The following is a 17,349-nucleotide window of genomic DNA, read 5'->3' on the forward strand; positions in this document are numbered from 1 at the left end:
TACCAAATTCTTCCTATATCGAGTAATGAAACTATATGCTTAAGAATTTATTCCCCCCAAGAATTCCACTTGATCCACTAAATGTTCAGTACTTGCTCCATTGCAGCTACCCTATTTCAATCACCCGTTGTTTCCCTTTTTGATGAAGTAATAATGGCTGAATTGTGGTCTTAATAATATTGGATAAGGCTATATTCAGTTTCTCTTTAACGTACTGCCTATAGGTTAGTAAACTGATCTCCCTGACAGGTATCGGAGCCTTAAAATAAGCTATATGTTCTTTTCGATGTGCTGCTAAGGAATGGATGGCTAACTCCGGTAGAATAGTTATTCCATCATTCATTTCAACCATATTTAATAACGTTTCAATACTGCCTGCTTCAAACTCCAATTGTTCATTTTCTGCCATCTTTTTACGCAAAGAACATAAGTTAGCAACTTGAGACCGTAAACAATGATCTTCCTCTAACAACCATAACCTTTTCATATTTAAATCGGCAGGGACTAAATACTTTTTCTTTTTGGGATTTTGCTTTTCCGTACTATAAACGACCAAACTTTCATAGAATAAGGGCGTTTCTTGAATATCCGGATTACTTAATGGAGTAGCTGCTATTCCTATATCTAATCGATCATGTTTTAATGCCTCTACAATCTGCTGGGTATTCCACTCAAATAGCCTAATTTTCAATAATGGATATTTTTCCATCATGGGTGGCAATATAAGATGACTCAGGTAGGGCGCTAAAGTAGGAATAATACCAATTCTCACCTCCCCTTGCAATTCATAATTCCCTTTTTTGGCTACGGACTCCAATTCTTTCACATGGTATAAGACATTTCTTGCTTTTTCAATAATGGATTTACCTAAGTCTGTTGGTACGACAGGTTGTTTAGCCCGATCAAAGATCACAACATCCAGTTCTTGTTCCAATTTTTTTATCATCATGCTTAGCGTCGCAGGTGTAATAAAGCAGGCTTCTGAAGCTTTTAAGAAATGACGATGCTCATCTACCGCAACGATGTATTGAAGTTGTTGAATATTCATGTGTTAGATTTTATCTAACCAAAGTTAGATATTTTCAGATTTGTTTAACGAATTGAGTTCTCTATTTTCGCATCAACAAAAACAAAACGTTAACTATTAAGATGAAGAAACTATCCGTATTAGCAGGATGTCTATTGACATTTAGCTTGCAAGCGCAAACCTTAACTACCAATACTGGTACTCCAGTTGGGGACAACCAAAATTCCAAAACCATTGGAAATAACGGACAAGTATTGTTGGAAGATATCCATTTAATTGAAAAACTAGCGGCTTTTGATAGAGAGCGTATTCCTGAGCGTGTAGTACATGCTAGAGGTGCTGGTGCTTATGGGGAATTTGTTGCCGCAGCAAACTTTTCGGAAGTTACCATGGCTCATTTTTTAGCTGAAGCAGGAAGAAAAACACCTTTATTTGTTCGTTTTTCTACGGTTACCCATCAACAAGGATCACCAGAAACGTATAGAGATCCAAGAGGTTTTGCAGTTAAGTTTTATACAGAACAAGGCAATTATGATTTAGTAGGGAATAATCTTCCGGTATTCTTTATTCGCGATGCGATTAAATTTCCGGATATGGTTCATGCGTTTAAACCATCTCCTTTAACGAATGGTGCATCAGATCCGAATCGCGTATTTGATTTCTTTTCAAACATCCCTGAATCTACACATATGCTGACCTGGTTGTTTTCCGATTATGGTATTCCAGCAAACTACAGAGAAATGGTTGGATCTGGTGTACATGCTTATAAATGGGTGAATGATCAAGGTGAGGTGACCTATGTAAAATACTCCTGGAAACCAAAACAAGGAGAACGTAACCTTACAGTAGCGGAGGCGGCTAAAATCCAAGCAACACAAATTGAACACGCGACCTTGGATTTACATCAGGCTATCGAATCTGGCAATTATCCGCAATGGGATTTATATGTTCAAATGCTTAAAAAAGAAGATTTTGACAAACTAGACTTTAACCCACTTGATGTCACTAAGGTTTGGCCTGAAAAATTATTTAAACCAGTTTTTGCAGGTACCATGATATTAAACAAAAACGTAGAAAACTATTTCCAAGAAGTAGAACAAGCTGCATTTTCTCCTGGAACATTAATCCCGGGAATTGAGCCTTCCGAGGACAAATTATTGCAAGGTCGTTTGTTTTCTTATTTTGACACGCAACGCCATCGCTTGACCGGAAACTTTCAACAAATTCCTGTAAATGCCTCCAAAAATGCTGCTGTGAAAACTTACAACCAAGATGGTTATATGGCAATTCGTAAACAAAATGGGGATGTAAATTACCAACCCTCTACCAACCTTCCAGAGGTTAAAGAGAATACGAAATTTAAATACAGTAAATCGAATTTTCCTGCGGGAACTACGACTGCGCAAGCAAAAATTGATAAAGAGAATAATTTTGGACAAGCAGGGGAATTATTCCGTTCATTCTCCAAAAAAGACCAAGATAATTTAATAAATAACTTATCATCAGCTTTAAACTCCGTAAAAAACAAGGTTATCGTTAAGAAAATGATAGCACACTTTTATCAAGCAGATCAGGCTTATGGAAAACGCCTATTAGCAGCTACGCAATTGAATGTAAGCGATATCCAAGAATATATTAATAATTAAAGATTTCTTCGGAATGACTAGCTAGTATTAGTCCATCCTTAAATAAAACAACATGAAAAAAATAATATTGTTGGCGGCTATTCTAATTAGCCTAAACACCTCAAGTAAGGCACAAGATATCTTCAGTGCTGCTAGAAATAACGACTTCCAGGAGGTCCAAAATCAATTAACAAAAGGAGTGTCTATTGATACTGTGAATGCAAGAGGATTTACTCCGCTTACACTTACCGTATATAATGGGCATGAAGATATGGCAACATACCTACTTAAAAACGGAGCAAACATTGATAAACAGGATATGAACGGTAACACAGCACTTATGGGAGCTGTATTTAAAGGCAATTTACCCTTGGTTCAATTATTAATCTCCAATAAGGCGAATATCAATATCAAAAATTACAATGGCGCAACTGCACTTATTTTTGCTGCTACGTTTGGAAAAAAAGAAATGATTAGCCTTTTATTAAAATTTGGTGCAGATAAAACTATTCAAGATCATACGGGGAAAACAGCATTGGATCATGCCATGTTTCAAAATAACGAGGAACATATCCCATTATTAAAATAAAAAAGAAGAATTCAAATTAAAATTTCATAATTGGTTGTGGTTAGTTCATGCTGTCGGTATTTATATCGACAGCATTTTTTGTAGGGTTTAAAAAAATCCTAGAGCGGGGAACTCTAGGATTTACTAATCCAATTATAAACCTAAATTATGCTATTATTACTTTTACAAACTATAATTATAAACGGAAACATTTCGACTTTATGTATTCTTAGAATTTTACTTAACAACATTTAACATCAGGCTAAACTAAATAATCAACATGTAGATGGCTTCTTTAGAAATCTTATTAGCTTTGGCGAATGAAACACTTCTACCTTATTTTTTTAACCCTACTAATAAATTTCGCAGAGTCTGATGCCTCCCTAAAAAAAGAGCTAAGCGGAATAGTAATTAAAATCAGTGATGGGGATACCATCACTATTCTAGATAGTTTAAACAATACCCATAGGATACGTTTATATGGCATAGATTGTCCAGAAAAGGGTCAGGATTACTTTCAAGTTGCGAAAGATTATTTGGGAGATTTATGTTTTCAAAAAACTGTTTATATACAGATCATGCATACCGATCAATACAAAAGACCGGTGGCTAAAGTCTATGTAGACAGCCTAGAACTCAACTACCTGTTATTGAAAGAAGGACTAGCATGGCAATATACCGCCTATGATAAATCACTACATTATCAGAAAGCACAAGAAGAAGCAAAAATTAAGAAGAAAAACATCTGGTCTTTAGGAAATCCTATAGCTCCTTGGGAATTTAGAAAAACAAAACGTTTGAAGACATTAAACAAGCAATCAGCATAAACAGGATGATTTGAAAAAATCCCTAAACAAAAAAAATGCTATCCCTTTTAGGATAGCATTTTTGCTTATTAATAGCGTAGTAAATTTTAATAACCCTTGTTTTGATACATTTTCTCAGGATTCAATTTATATTCATCAAAAGGTATCGGAAATAATCTATCCTTTTCGCTGATATTGGAAAGCTTTGCATTTCCATAATTAGCTTGATCTTTCTTGTTGAAATACGCGACCAATTCCTGAGCAGAAAAATTTCTAATCAAGTCAAACCAACGATGATTCTCAAAGGCCAACTCTACACGTCTTTCATGCAATATCGCATCCTTTAAAGTGGGATATTTAGTCGCATAGGAAACATTTTGTCTTGAGGTGGCATAAGAAGGTAATCCAGCGCGTTCTCTTACTTCATCCAATAAGACAATAGCTTCATCGTTTTTACCTAAGTGCATTTTTGTTTCAGCCAATAAAAGCATCACATCGGCATACCGAATCAATATCCAATCATTTCCACCCCAGCCATTCGTTCCAGCTGCATCGCTATTATCTCTAAATTTCGTGATAAACCAATCATTCACTACAGAAGAACTGGCAAACTTGACAGAAAAATCCTTTCTTATATCTGCAGGTTCAAATTCAGCCACTAAATCCTTACTTGCTCGGTTACCCACACCTGTAGAATTGAATCTTGAATTGATCGTTTCCCCTCGCGCTTGATTATTCCGAGCTATTGAAGAATGATAGTTCTGATCTCCTCGCATATATTGAACTTGAAAAATAAGCTCCTTATTCGTCATTTTCATATTCACGTCAAAAACATCTGCATACGGTATCTCACTTAATTTACCAAATGGCCTAGCTTGATATGCGGCACCTAAATATTCCTCAGCTTTGGTAAAATTTGCTTGTTTCCCTTCTGGTAATATTGCACCCATAGTTAGATAAACATGGCCTAACAGCGATTGTATAGCGACCTTAGAAGTCCTACCTACGGCATAGTCTTTTTGCAAATCAGGCAGATTACTATCTAAAGCTTCCGTTAAATCCAATACAATTTGCTGATAAACCTCCGCTTCCTTCACTCGAAATGCAATCGCTTCGGCTTGTTGTCTTGATGTAATTTCCACTAAAGAAACAGGGATATCCCCAAATTTGCGAACCATATGAAAATACAGTAATGCTCTGACAAACTTGGTTTCAGCAATGTAACGGCTCTTTAATTCCGGATTACTGAAATTCACGACATCAATATGACTCAAAATCGTATTGCAGCGTGCAATACCATCATACATCGCTGACCAATGAGTCTTCAAATAACTATTCCCTGCTAAAAGCGAAAAATCATTAAATTGGAAAGGTTCTCCAGAGTTGGATTGATTATCATCTCTACCTGAGTTATCCGAACGCTCCTCACTGTACAAACCGCTACCCTCTCCGACAGTACTCCCTGATCTTAAAGATTGGTAAATACCATTGACAGCTAATAGAACATCATTTTCAGATTTAAAATACTGTATTATGGATACTGCATTAGGATCTGTTTTATTTAAAAAATCTTTACTGCATGAACTTAGTGCAAGTAGGATTATGGGTAATATATATCTTTTTTTCATCTTAAACTTCTTATTGTTGGAACACTTGAATTCGATTAAACTTGATCTCTTTAAAAACTAACTTTGACACCTAGATTATAAGATCTCACCAATGGATACAATCCGTAATCCACTCCTGGAGTTAGATTTCCGCGTTGGTTATAATCAGGCTCCGGGTTATAACCTTTATAATTTGATATTGTAAATGGATTATCAATACTTCCATAGACACGAATGCCAGATAATTTAATCTTCGTCGCGACTGAACTAGGTAACGTATAACCAAGAATCACATTCGTAATTCTTAAGAAAGAACCATCTTGCAGATAGAATGTCGATAAGCGCGTACTGTTACTTTGCGTGCCGCCACGTGCTGCTCTATACACAGCATTATCACCTGGATTATTCGTTGATTTCCAACGCTGAGCAACATCCGCATATTGGTTTCCTGAACCCTCCATATTGTAGAGGTAGTAATCGTATCCATCCAATACCTTATTTCCTTGAGATCCGTTGAAAGATGTCCTTAAATCAAACTTTTTATAACGGAAATCCAAGGCAAATCCATAAGTAAAATTCGGATGCGGGTTACCAATCACACGCTTATCATCATCATTTACAATTCCATCTCCATTCACATCTTCAAAATAAAGATCGCCTGGTTGTAATTTGGTCGTTGATGCCGAAGAAGGCGCAACCGTCTGGTAATTTTCCGCAGTAGCAATTCCCAAAACTTTATAGCCATAAAACATCCCGATTGGACTACCTTCTTGGGTTATGTGGGTCGGATAAGAACGCTCAGCACCATTGGTAATTATGGTCGATGCTCCACCTAAATCCAATACCTTATTTCTATTTACATTGATATTACCGCTAAAGCCAAATTCAAAACTTTCTCTCTTGATCAGCCTAGCGTCTACCTGCACATCAAAGCCCTTATTTTGAACCTTACTGTTTGGTAAATTTGTTAAAATACTTGTAGCTCCTGATACAGCAGAAATAGGTTGGTTAAACAATAAATTCGTTGAATTACTCAAATAGAAATTGGTCATGATATTTAACCTGTTTTTCCATAAGGTAAGATCTAGACCTGCATTGTATTGAGAAGTACTTTCCCAGGACAAATAAGGATCATTCAAGTCTTGAGGATAATAAGCGGTAACCACCTTATTCCCAATAATCACACCCGTTGGACTGCTATAATTACTAATATTACGGTAATCACCTATATTATTATTTCCACTTCTTCCCCAGCTCGCTCTTAATTTCATAACTGAACCAGCACCTAACCAACTGTCATAAAATGATTCGTTAGAAATTGTCCATCCTGCCGATAAAGAAGGAAACAAAGCCCATTTATCCACTCCAAAACGAGAAGATCCATCTGTACGAAAAGTTGCTGATATGAAATACTTACTATCGAAACTATAGTTTACACGACTAAAATAGGATTGTAAAGTAGTCGTACGTTTGTAAGCATCCTGTAACGTAAAATTGCTAGGATCTGCACCCTTATCAGAAATTTCTCCAATCGCATCATTTTGGAAACCCTTTGCACGCAAAGCTATGTAATCCAAGTCAGTACGCTGTGCAGAATAACCTACCAAAGCTAATAGTTGATGTTTCTCACTAAAAGTTTTGTGGTAAGTCAAGGTTCCTTCTACGAGTTTATCGATCTCCGATCGGGTATTAGCATCTGCATATGCAGCCGCTTTAGCTTGATCAGAAAAAGGTCTATTATTTCCATTGGAAATACTTGTGGGCTTATAATAATCGTATTTCTGATCGTATACAGAAAGTCCACCATTTATTTTCAAATTTAATCCCTCTATAATTTTAAAATCGGCAAAGGCATTATAAAGTCCTTTTTTACCATTACGCGTATCCTTAACTTTACTTACATAGGCCAATGGATTTTCAGGATTCTGAATACCAAATTGGTTCGCTGATAATTCGCCCATTTGATATTGCGCATAAGTACCATCTTCATTATACACTGGCAATGTAGGCAGGTAAATCAATGCAGACATGGATGGACTCTGATCAAAACGTCCGGTACCAACTTCTTTATTATCATTGTAGGTAAAAGATACATTTGCCCCTACATGCAATCTTTCAGAAACCTTTGAATCCATATTTGCGCGGAAGTTGAATACCTTTTGCCCCGTATTCAACATGATCCCCTCTTGATTCTGATAGGAAGTACTCAAGAAGTACTTCGATTTATCATTTCCACCGAATGCAGAAATATTATGGCGTTGGAATGGCGCAGAACGGTACAAGGCATCTTGCCAATCCGTATCATAGGCTGCTGTTTTCGCAGTACCACTTACAAAATCATAATACTCTTCCGGTATAGACACCGAACCCGCATTTCCAACCCGTGAAATTCTAGTTTTATTATCATCATTCAGCATCGCATCAGACCAGCTCATTCCACGACCTAAAACCAAATCGCGATAACTATTATTACGTCCATCGATCAATAAATCAATAAATTGCGATGAATTTAACACATCCACTTTCTTGGACAATTGTCCAAAACCGCCCAATAGTTCATAATCTACCTGACTTTTCCCTTCTTTCCCTCGCTTGGTCGTTATCAACACCACTCCACCAGCAGCTCTAGAACCATAAATAGCTGCAGATGCGGCATCTTTTAAGACATCAATCGTTTCGATATCATTCGGGTTAATGTTTAGGTTATTCCCTGATGGATAACCGTCAATAACATACAAAGGATCTGATCCTGCATTGATAGAGCCCATTCCACGTACACGAACTTTAACTCCATCATAAGGTGCACCCGATGTTTGCATGATTTGTACGCCGGCAACTTTACCGACTAATCCTTGACCTAATTTTGGCGATGATAAATTTAATTCCTCCGCTTTCACATTGGATATTGCTCCCGTCACGTCTGATTTGCGAACACGCTGATACCCGATGGAAACCAAAACCTCTTCAATTTCCTGACCAGCTTCCTCCAATTGAATAGTCAAATTTCGTTGAGAGGCAATTACAATCGTTTTAGTTTTATAACCCAAAAAATTGATCCGAATAGATTCATTACTTTTTCCCTCAATACTAAATTCCCCAGATTCGTTACTTTGAACAACCTGATTAGTTTGCAAATTGCTAATAGTAGCTCCAGACACCGGTTTACCACTTACATCAGTAATTTTTCCCCTCACTTGATCTTGCAACGCACTAAACTCTATTTTAGTTGTTGGTAAAGGCTCAGCTTGCAAAGTCATTCCACTAGCGGTTATAGATAATAACAGCCAAAATAGTTTCGTTGATTTTTTATTCATATTTGAAATAGCGTAGTTGTAGATAGGCACAAAAGTATCCTTGCAGGGTTAACGAACTATTAGAAGTAGATTAACTTATTATTAATTAAACATGGTTTATGTAAACTAATTGTTATGTACTAAGCCTTGCAATTCAGAAACCAAATCTTTTCTTATTTTAGCGAGGTCTTAACCTATAGATTTTTTCCAACTATGAAATTTAACTTATTCCGATGTGTTATCGTATTATTGCTTTGCGGTTCATTACCTAGTGCCGCACAACCGATCAATTCCTATGTGAATGTTTTCTTAGGTAGTTCTGGAGACCATGGGCAATTGACTCCAGGAGCTTCTTCCCCATTACATCAAATGAATATAGTACCTCATACCTACCCTCAATTGCATGCAGGGTACGAACACTTTGCAAAAAAAGTCATTGGCTTTACCCATAATCGTTTTGAAGGGGTTGGATGTAAAGGTAGCGGAGGATTAATCATGGTGAACCCGTATTTAGGTGACAACTTTAAGCAACAATATCTAAATAAAATCAACGAAAAGGCAGGCCCTGGATTTTATGAAATCGGTTTTAACGAAGGAATAAGTACAAAAATCGCCGTGCATGAAAATACCGGAATACATGAATATACATTTCCAAAAGGTGACAAAGGCTTACAGTTAGATTTTGGATATTCATTAAACAATGCTTGGGTCAGCAATGAAAATCAGTTGATAGACGATCAATATATTATCGGTAAAATCAAAGCAAAAACAACTTGTAATGTAGGAGTATATAGCCTCTATTACGCCATCAAAATCGACCAAGGAAAATTACAGAAAATAGACGATAAAGTAATCAAGGTGCTCTTAGCACCAGAAGCCGAAAAGGTCAATTTTAGAATTAGTTTTTCCGCTGTAAATGAACAATATGCCTTAGCTGACCTAAAGAAAAACATACATTTAAGTTATTCCAAATTAAAGGAAAAATCTTCCTTAAATTGGAACAATTATTTAGGAGCTATAGAGGTCAAAGGAAACGATGAAGACCGAAAAAAACTGTTTTACTCCTTACTCTATCGCAGCATACAATCACCGTTTAATATTTCAGAGCCCGATGGTACCTTTCGTGCTACTGATGGGAAAGAATACAATGCTAAAGGAAAGCGCTACCATGGTTGGGCCATCTGGGATAATTTCAAAACACAACTTCCGCTATTAGCCTTATTATATCCTGCTACCTACCAAGATATCAGCACTTCCATTGCCAATCTTTACCAATACGGCAAATATGATTATGCAGGTCCTCATGAACCTGCTAACTCGGTAAGAACGGAACATGCAGCAGTGGTCTTATTAGATGCTATAAAAAAAGGATATCAAATTGACATCGAAAAAATAAAAAATCAACTGATAAAAGATACCAGCACATTTGATTTTTCCAAACCAGACAAATTTCTAGAAGCCACCTATGACATGTGGGCCATGAGTCAACTCATTCAAACGGATCAAGCACACTATTTGAAAAGGGCTCAAGCCTATAAAAACCATTGGATAAAAGAATTTAAGGATTTAAATCGTTCCGATGTCGATCGCATGTCCGCTAGAAATATGTATCAAGGAACCATCCGACAATACCGATGGAATGTTCCTTTTGATGTAAAAGGATTAGTAGAAATAGCTGGTGGGAAAGCTGAATTCAGCAAACAGTTGGATGACTTTTTTGACAACCATTATTTTAATCGTGCCAATGAACCAGACATTCAATCGCCTACTTTATACTATGCGAGTGATAAACCTTGGAAGTACCAATCTTTAATTCATGAGATAGCCCTAGATACGGTTGTTCAATACTATTTCAACGACAATAGCCGTGGAATCGACCCTTTCGTCGACAGAATCTACAAAAATGAACCAAAGGCATTCATCAGGACTATGGACGATGATGCAGGCGCCATGTCCTCTTGGTTCATATTGTCGGCTATAGGTTTTCATCAACCACTTATTGGTGAGCCCATTTATTACTTAAACGTGCCCTTTTTCCCTGAAATAATAATAAATCGAGACAATTTAAAAATTCACATCAAGGTTCGTAACTTCCATAATAAAAACAGGTACATCAAATCTGTCAAATTGAATGGAAAAGATATACAACGATTGTGGATTAAACATGATGAAATAGGTAAGAACGCCATTTTAGAGATAGAAGCCACCGATCAACCGACCTCTTATGGACTCGATAATATTTACCTCTCTTCCATGAATTAAAAGGATTCAAAGCATATTTATCTTCCTTAGTAAATTTGTGCATACCTAGTAATCAGCTTAGAGGAAAAATAAATTGTTACCTAGTATACTCATTCAGTTCATTAAAAAAACACCTACAATGAACACAAAAAAGCTCGGCAGAAATTAAGATTCAGCCGAGCTTTTTTATTTCAATATGTTCTCTGAGGTATGGTATAACAACTATTACCTATACCACCATATTAATAATCTTGCCTTTTACGAAGATGATTTTTTTAACAAGCTTACCATCCAGGTATTTTTGGACATCCGCATTTTCCTTCAAGATAGCTTCAACAGCTTGTTGATCTAAATCCAATGCCAGCGAAAGATTCATTTTCATCTTTCCATTGATAGAAACCGGATAAGCAAATTCACTTTCTTGTAAATATGCGGCATTGAATATTGGAAATTTCGCGTAAGAAATAGCTCCTGCTTCATTACCCAATAACGACCAAAGTTCTTCTGTAATATGTGGAGCATAAGGTTCCAAACAGATAATTAAATCCTGAAGAATTTCCCGCTTATTACATTTCAATTCGGTTAATTCATTCACACAAATCATAAAAGCAGATACGGAAGTATTGAATGAGAATCGTTCGATATCCTCCTCCACTTTCTTGATGATTTTATGCAAAGCCTTATATTCCGCTTTTGAGGCTTGTTCAGCTGAAACTTCGAATTCTCCTGCAGCGTTATGAAATAAACGCCACAATTTCCTCAAGAACTTATAAACCCCTTCTATTCCATTCGTATTCCATGGCTTAGCTTGCTCCAATGGTCCTAAAAACATCTCGTATAATCGAAGGGTATCCGCACCATACTGACTGATGATATCATCCGGATTAACGACATTGTACTTCGATTTGGACATTTTTTCAACCTCTGTTCCGCAGATATATTTACCATTCTCCAATATAAATTCTGCTTGAGCAAAGTCTGGTCTAAACAATTTAAATTTTTCGACATCTAATATGTCATTTTGAACAATATTTACATCCACATGTAAAGGAATATGCGCATATTGATCTTTTAAACCTACAGAAACAAAAGTATTTGTTCCTCGGCCTTCATCATCCAAGAGACGGTACACAAAGTTCGATCGACCCTGAATCATCCCTTGATTAATCAATTTTTTAAACGGCTCTTCCTCGTTATGAAATCCTAAATCTTTTAAGAATTTATTCCAAAAGCGGGAGTACAGCAAATGGCCTGTAGCATGCTCAGAACCACCAATATATAAATCCACAGACTTCCAATAATCCACAGCTGTTTTGGAGGCAAAGGCATCTTGATTTTGTGGATCCATATAACGGAACCAGTACCAAGAAGACCCTGCCCATCCAGGCATTGTACTCAATTCGTATTCATAGGCCCCTTGGTATTTCCAACCTTCTGCGCGCCCCAATGGCGGTTCTCCAGTTTCAGTAGGCAAGTATTTATCTACTTCTGGAAGCAATAAAGGTAATTCCTCTTCCTTCAACAAGTAAGGCAAGCCATTTTTAAAATAGACTGGAACAGGTTCCCCCCAATAGCGTTGACGACCAAAAATAGCGTCACGCATTCTGAAGTTGACTTTTGCTTTGCCCAATTTTAAGGATTCTAAGCGTTCTATTAACGCAGGAACCGCTTCCTGATAAGACAGGCCGTTGATGAAATCAGAATTGATATATAAACCCTCTTTATTCGAATCCGCAGCCTCACTAATATCCTGTGAATCAGAAATTGGAATTATGGGTAAATTAAAATGTTTTGCAAAAACATAATCGCGTTGATCACCGGAAGGTACAGCCATTACGGCACCCGTGCCATAGCTTGCTAATACATAATCCGCTATCCAGATTTGAACATCTTCACCTGTGATCGGATGTTGCGCATATGAACCTGTAAATGCGCCAGATACCGTCTTCGTATCAGCCATACGGTCCAGCTCCGATTTTTTAGCTGTACGATCTATATACGACTCTATTTCAGAACGTTGATCATCTGTAGTTAAAGCATCTACTAACTCATGTTCTGGAGCTAATACAACAAAACTAACCCCAAATATAGTATCCACTCGTGTTGTAAATACCTCAATAAAAGTACTTAATTGAGGAACTGGAAATTTCACAGTAGCACCTACCGATTTACCAATCCAATTGCGTTGCATTTCCACCAAAGGCTCAGGCCAATCGATAGTATCTAGGCCACGAAGCATGCGATCTGCATATGCCGTAATACGCATAGACCATTGCATCATTTTTTTCTGTTCCACCGGATAACCTCCGCGTTCAGACACCCCATTGATGACCTCATCATTCGCTAATACCGTTCCCAATGCCGCACACCAGTTGACCGTACTCTCGCGCAAATAAGCTAAACGATATTTTAACAGTTCCTTTTGTTGCTCTTCTTCAGAGAAAGATTTCCATTCCTCCGCCGTAAATTCTTGAATATCTTCATCAGCCTCGGCTTGAATACCTAGCGATCCATGTTGCTCAAAATGGGCAATCAATTGTTGTATAGGCGCTGCCTGATCTGCGTTCTTATTGTACCATGCATCAAAAAGTTGCATAAAGATCCATTGCGTCCATTTATAATACGATGGACTAGAGGTTCTCACCTCCCGAGACCAGTCATACGAAAAACCGATATTATCCAATTGCTCCCGATACCGATTAATATTCGTTTCCGTGGTAATCGCTGGATGTTGTCCTGTTTGAATCGCATATTGTTCTGCAGGCAAACCAAAAGAATCATAACCCATCGGATGAAGAACATTAAAACCTTTCAACCTTTTGTATCTAGAAAAAATATCCGAAGCGATATAGCCTAGTGGATGACCCACGTGTAGACCCGCTCCAGATGGATAAGGAAACATATCCAATACGTAATACTTTGGTTTATCAGTACTTTCAGCTGTTTTGAACGTTTGATGATCAGCCCAAAATTTTTGCCATTTTTGTTCTATCGATTGATGCGAATATTCCATTATGTCTTAAAATGAATGGTATAAAGAATTGCGAAATTAGGGATTTTAGGGCAAAATCCGTATAAAAGTTTTTTATTCTATACAATAATTTCTGATATTCGTTGTTAGAATGAAAGCAAGTATAGGCGTTTTATTCATAGAATGTTTTTTTAATCATGCTATGATTCAATCGAAATCCTTACTTTCGCATGAATTATCTAGATATAACAATATATGTCAGTGATCGAACAGGGTTCGCCAAGAAAGAAAACGAAATCAGTATATGTTTCTACCGTTATCAGTATAGCACTGGTATTATTAATGACCGGTTTATTAGGACTGATCCTAGTCCATGCAAAAAACCTTTCTCGTTACGTGAAGGAAAACATCGTATTAAATGTCATTGTCAATGAAAACGTCAATGAGGGTGATGTATTAAGTCTTCAAAAAGATTTAGAGAAAGACAGCTATGTATTACGATCAGAGTATGTGAGTAAAGAATTAGCGGCCAAAAATTTAAAAGAAGATCTTGGAGAAGATTTTGTCGAATATTTAGGACGTAATCCCCTATTGCCATCCATCGACATCTACATGAAAGAACAATACGCCAATAGCGATAGTATCCAAATGTTCATCGATAAAATAGGTAAAAACAGCCGTATCAAAGAAGTGGTTTACCAAGAATCCTTAATTGATATGGTAAACAAAAATATCCGAGTTATTGGAATTGTCATATTGGCCTTTACTGTAATTCTATTAATCATCGCCATAGCATTAATCAATAACACCATTCGATTAGCTATATATTCCCAACGCTTTTTAATCAAAAGCATGCAATTAATTGGTGCTACGAAAAATTTCATCCGTAAACCCTACATCATGTATGGTATTGCTCACGGATTGATCGGCGCATTAATTGCCATTTTACTACTGGTCTTAACCCTGCATTTTGCTCAAAAACAAGTGCCTGAACTTGTCTTCTTAAGAGACTGGTTTGAGTTCGCAATGATTTTTATCATTGTGTTAGGATTGGGTATCCTTATTTCTGGTGCCAGCACCTATTTTGCTGTAACTAAATACTTACGTGCTAAATCCGCAAGCTTATATCGCTAAACCATTGATAATCATATAAATCATGAGCCAAACAGTTAAAAACAAAAACTCAAATGTTAGCCCAGGAGCAAAAGGGCAATTTGTATTTCAAAAAATAAATTATCAGCTATTCATCCTTAGCATCATTGTGGTTGCTATCGGCTTTATATTGATGATGGGCACTGAAGATATTTACAGCTTCACAAAAATTACCTTAGCACCTTTCTTGGTTGTCCTAGGTTTTGCACTTGGTTTTGTAGCCATCTTATATAAACCTAAGAAGAAAGCAGGGCAAGAATAATGAATTATTTTGAGGCTATTATCCTAGCTATTGTTGAAGGCTTAACAGAATACCTACCTATTTCCTCCACAGCACACATGGGCTTTACTGCCGCATTGATGGGTATGGAAGAAAGTGAATACCTAAAAATGTTTCAGGTGTCCATTCAATTTGGAGCCATTCTTTCCATTGTTGTCTTGTATTGGAAGAAATTTTTTGATCCCAATAATTTAAAAATATATTACAAACTTTCCATTGCAGTAATTCCTGCCTTGGTCTTAGGAAAATTATTGGACGATAAAATTGAGGCCGTTTTGGGAAACCAAATCGCTATATCTTCCGTATTAGTATTAGGCGGAGTGGTTTTGTTATTCGTAGACAAGTGGTTTAAAAACCCAACGATCACCGATGAGAAAGAAATTCCCATTAAAAAAGCATTTATAATTGGATTTTGGCAATGTCTTGCCATGATGCCTGGAACTTCCCGTTCTGCAGCATCTATTATTGGTGGACTGACCCAAGGCTTAGACCGTAAAGCAGCGGCTGAATTCTCTTTTTTCTTAGCTGTACCTACGATGTTGGCCGTTACGGTATACTCCGTATTTGTAAAAACTTGGGCCGAGGGAACTGCTAATGCGCAAAAAGGTTATGAAATGATTTTGGAAAGCAATGAAACCATTCTCATTTTCATCATTGGAAATATTGTCGCTTTCATTGTCGCAATGATTGCTGTAAAAACATTTATATCCGTACTTACCAAATACGGTTTTAAATTCTGGGGTTGGTATCGAATCATCATCGGAATTGCCTTGTTGATATTCTTTTACAACAATTAATCCCTAACTGTACGAACTTAACGCGTAGAACGACTATAGCATAGCCAATGAGAAAATCATTGGCTATTTTTATTTATGGCCGTATCAATGAATCAAATGAGTCGCTTATTCAGACAAATTCCAAATACTACCTATGTTATACTAAGTACTAAAAATAATATCCGTACTTTTGCACAAAAATTTAACGAGCTATTGACCTCATTATTCTCAACAAAAAGAATCCTAATGAGCAATAGTCAAAAAAATTAAATGGATATTTCAAGCATAGACTTCAATAAAACCGACTTTTCTTTTGCCGAAGGAGAAGTTCTTCTCGTCGATAAACCCCTCACATGGACCAGTTTTGATGTGGTAGGAAAAATAAGAAACAGCATAAAACCTCAAAAAGTTAAGGTAGGTCATGCAGGTACTTTAGATCCTTTAGCTACCGGGTTACTTGTAATTTGCACAGGTAAAATGACCAAGCAAATAGATGGTTTTCAAGCGGAGGACAAAGAATACACTGGAACAATCACCTTAGGTGGAACAACACCTTCCTATGATTTGGAAACCGAAGTAGATCAATCTTTCGATATTTCCCATATCACAGAAGAAGATATTCGTCAAACCGCAATCGCATTCCTTGGCGAGCAAGACCAGTTTCCACCAGCGCATTCCGCGATCAAAATCAATGGAGAGCGCGTCTATGAAAAAGCAAGACGTGGTGAAGAAGTTGAATTAAAAGCAAGAAAAGTCAATATTATGACATTTGAAGTGGAAAAAATTCAAATGCCTTTGGTATATTTCCGAATAAAATGCAGCAAAGGCACATATATACGTTCCTTAGCTCATGATTTTGGTCAAAAGTTAGGAATAGGTTCCCATTTATCCTCTCTACGGAGAACCATGAATGGTACCTTTCATGTCCAAAACGCATGGCAACTTCCTGATTTGATTAACCATATTAGACAAACAAAAGTTTAAAGACCTAAATACGAATTGA

At 36.9% G+C, this 17,349-nt stretch carries 12 protein-coding genes; 8 read left to right on the forward strand and 4 right to left on the reverse strand.

Translation table 11 applies throughout. From position 1 onward, the window contains the following. Positions 1 to 106 precede the first annotated feature (106 nt). Positions 107 to 1,048 carry a hydrogen peroxide-inducible genes activator gene (locus tag ACFRAE_RS16765; protein ID WP_422798327.1) on the reverse strand — a complete coding sequence of 314 codons (942 nt, stop codon included), beginning with the start codon at positions 1,046 to 1,048 and terminating at the stop codon, positions 107 to 109. Positions 1,049 to 1,149: 101 nt separating this feature from the next. Between ACFRAE_RS16765 and ACFRAE_RS16770 the strand changes: the two genes are divergently transcribed. The 3 genes from ACFRAE_RS16770 to ACFRAE_RS16780 all read left to right on the forward strand — a co-directional run bounded on the left by ACFRAE_RS16770 (position 1,150) and on the right by ACFRAE_RS16780 (position 4,047). Beyond that, positions 1,150 to 2,673, forward strand: coding sequence for a catalase (locus tag ACFRAE_RS16770; RefSeq protein ID WP_422798328.1), 1,524 nt, complete (start codon positions 1,150 to 1,152; stop codon positions 2,671 to 2,673). A 52-nt stretch (positions 2,674 to 2,725) separates the two neighbouring features. Further along, positions 2,726 to 3,241, forward strand: a complete 516-nt coding sequence (locus tag ACFRAE_RS16775) for an ankyrin repeat domain-containing protein (protein WP_422798329.1) — start codon at positions 2,726 to 2,728, stop codon at positions 3,239 to 3,241. Between the two features lie 299 nt (positions 3,242 to 3,540). Next, the gene (locus ACFRAE_RS16780) at positions 3,541 to 4,047 is read left to right on the forward strand and encodes a thermonuclease family protein (RefSeq protein ID WP_422798330.1); all 507 of its coding nucleotides are present in this window, start codon (positions 3,541 to 3,543) and stop codon (positions 4,045 to 4,047) included. Positions 4,048 to 4,133: 86 nt separating this feature from the next. Here the strand turns inward: ACFRAE_RS16780 and ACFRAE_RS16785 are convergent, their stop codons facing one another. Both ACFRAE_RS16785 and ACFRAE_RS16790 read right to left on the reverse strand, forming a co-directional pair. Next, positions 4,134 to 5,654, reverse strand: a complete 1,521-nt coding sequence (locus ACFRAE_RS16785) for a RagB/SusD family nutrient uptake outer membrane protein (protein ID WP_422798331.1) — start codon at positions 5,652 to 5,654, stop codon at positions 4,134 to 4,136. Between the two features lie 50 nt (positions 5,655 to 5,704). Further along, positions 5,705 to 8,947 (reverse strand): SusC/RagA family TonB-linked outer membrane protein, encoded by a 3,243-nt coding sequence (locus ACFRAE_RS16790; protein ID WP_422798332.1) that lies wholly within the window; start codon positions 8,945 to 8,947, stop codon positions 5,705 to 5,707. A 192-nt stretch (positions 8,948 to 9,139) separates the two neighbouring features. Between ACFRAE_RS16790 and ACFRAE_RS16795 the strand changes: the two genes are divergently transcribed. Continuing rightward, complete coding sequence (locus ACFRAE_RS16795; RefSeq protein ID WP_422798333.1) at positions 9,140 to 11,188, forward strand: glycoside hydrolase domain-containing protein; 2,049 nt, start codon at positions 9,140 to 9,142, stop codon at positions 11,186 to 11,188. A gap of 208 nt (positions 11,189 to 11,396) precedes the next feature. Here ACFRAE_RS16795 and leuS read toward each other — a convergent pair whose 3' ends face one another. After that, complete coding sequence (leuS, locus tag ACFRAE_RS16800; RefSeq protein ID WP_422798334.1) at positions 11,397 to 14,180, reverse strand: leucine--tRNA ligase; 2,784 nt, start codon at positions 14,178 to 14,180, stop codon at positions 11,397 to 11,399. A 213-nt stretch (positions 14,181 to 14,393) separates the two neighbouring features. Here leuS and ACFRAE_RS16805 point away from each other — a divergent pair, with 213 nt between their 5' ends. The 4 genes from ACFRAE_RS16805 to truB all read left to right on the forward strand — a co-directional run bounded on the left by ACFRAE_RS16805 (position 14,394) and on the right by truB (position 17,330). Continuing rightward, the gene (locus ACFRAE_RS16805) at positions 14,394 to 15,272 is read left to right on the forward strand and encodes a cell division protein FtsX (protein WP_422798335.1); all 879 of its coding nucleotides are present in this window, start codon (positions 14,394 to 14,396) and stop codon (positions 15,270 to 15,272) included. 22 nt (positions 15,273 to 15,294) lie between these two features. Further along, a complete protein-coding gene (locus ACFRAE_RS16810) occupies positions 15,295 to 15,552 on the forward strand; it encodes a DUF3098 domain-containing protein (protein ID WP_422798336.1) in 258 nt (85 codons plus the stop codon). Further along, positions 15,552 to 16,367, forward strand: coding sequence for an undecaprenyl-diphosphate phosphatase (locus ACFRAE_RS16815; protein ID WP_422798337.1), 816 nt, complete (start codon positions 15,552 to 15,554; stop codon positions 16,365 to 16,367). Before ACFRAE_RS16810 ends, ACFRAE_RS16815 begins: the two co-directional genes overlap by 1 nt. Positions 16,368 to 16,616: 249 nt before the next feature. Further along, positions 16,617 to 17,330, forward strand: a complete 714-nt coding sequence (gene truB / locus ACFRAE_RS16820) for a tRNA pseudouridine(55) synthase TruB (RefSeq protein WP_422798338.1) — start codon at positions 16,617 to 16,619, stop codon at positions 17,328 to 17,330. Positions 17,331 to 17,349 lie beyond the last annotated feature (19 nt).

Source organism: Sphingobacterium sp. HJSM2_6 (genome assembly GCF_049316305.1).
Lineage (GTDB): Bacteria > Bacteroidota > Bacteroidia > Sphingobacteriales > Sphingobacteriaceae > Sphingobacterium.

Excerpts from the sequence above, each read along its gene's own strand:
- ACFRAE_RS16765 (WP_422798327.1), bottom strand. The coding sequence starts at position 1,048 with ATGAATATTCAACAACTTCAATACATCGTTGCGGTAGATGAGCATCGT.
- ACFRAE_RS16770 (WP_422798328.1), top strand. The coding sequence starts at position 1,150 with ATGAAGAAACTATCCGTATTAGCAGGATGTCTATTGACATTTAGCTTG.
- ACFRAE_RS16775 (WP_422798329.1), top strand. The coding sequence starts at position 2,726 with ATGAAAAAAATAATATTGTTGGCGGCTATTCTAATTAGCCTAAACACC.
- ACFRAE_RS16780 (WP_422798330.1), top strand. The coding sequence starts at position 3,541 with ATGAAACACTTCTACCTTATTTTTTTAACCCTACTAATAAATTTCGCA.
- ACFRAE_RS16785 (WP_422798331.1), bottom strand. The coding sequence starts at position 5,654 with ATGAAAAAAAGATATATATTACCCATAATCCTACTTGCACTAAGTTCA.
- ACFRAE_RS16790 (WP_422798332.1), bottom strand. The coding sequence starts at position 8,947 with ATGAATAAAAAATCAACGAAACTATTTTGGCTGTTATTATCTATAACC.
- ACFRAE_RS16795 (WP_422798333.1), top strand. The coding sequence starts at position 9,140 with ATGAAATTTAACTTATTCCGATGTGTTATCGTATTATTGCTTTGCGGT.
- leuS (WP_422798334.1), bottom strand. The coding sequence starts at position 14,180 with ATGGAATATTCGCATCAATCGATAGAACAAAAATGGCAAAAATTTTGG.
- ACFRAE_RS16805 (WP_422798335.1), top strand. The coding sequence starts at position 14,394 with ATGTCAGTGATCGAACAGGGTTCGCCAAGAAAGAAAACGAAATCAGTA.
- ACFRAE_RS16810 (WP_422798336.1), top strand. The coding sequence starts at position 15,295 with ATGAGCCAAACAGTTAAAAACAAAAACTCAAATGTTAGCCCAGGAGCA.
- ACFRAE_RS16815 (WP_422798337.1), top strand. The coding sequence starts at position 15,552 with ATGAATTATTTTGAGGCTATTATCCTAGCTATTGTTGAAGGCTTAACA.
- truB (WP_422798338.1), top strand. The coding sequence starts at position 16,617 with ATGGATATTTCAAGCATAGACTTCAATAAAACCGACTTTTCTTTTGCC.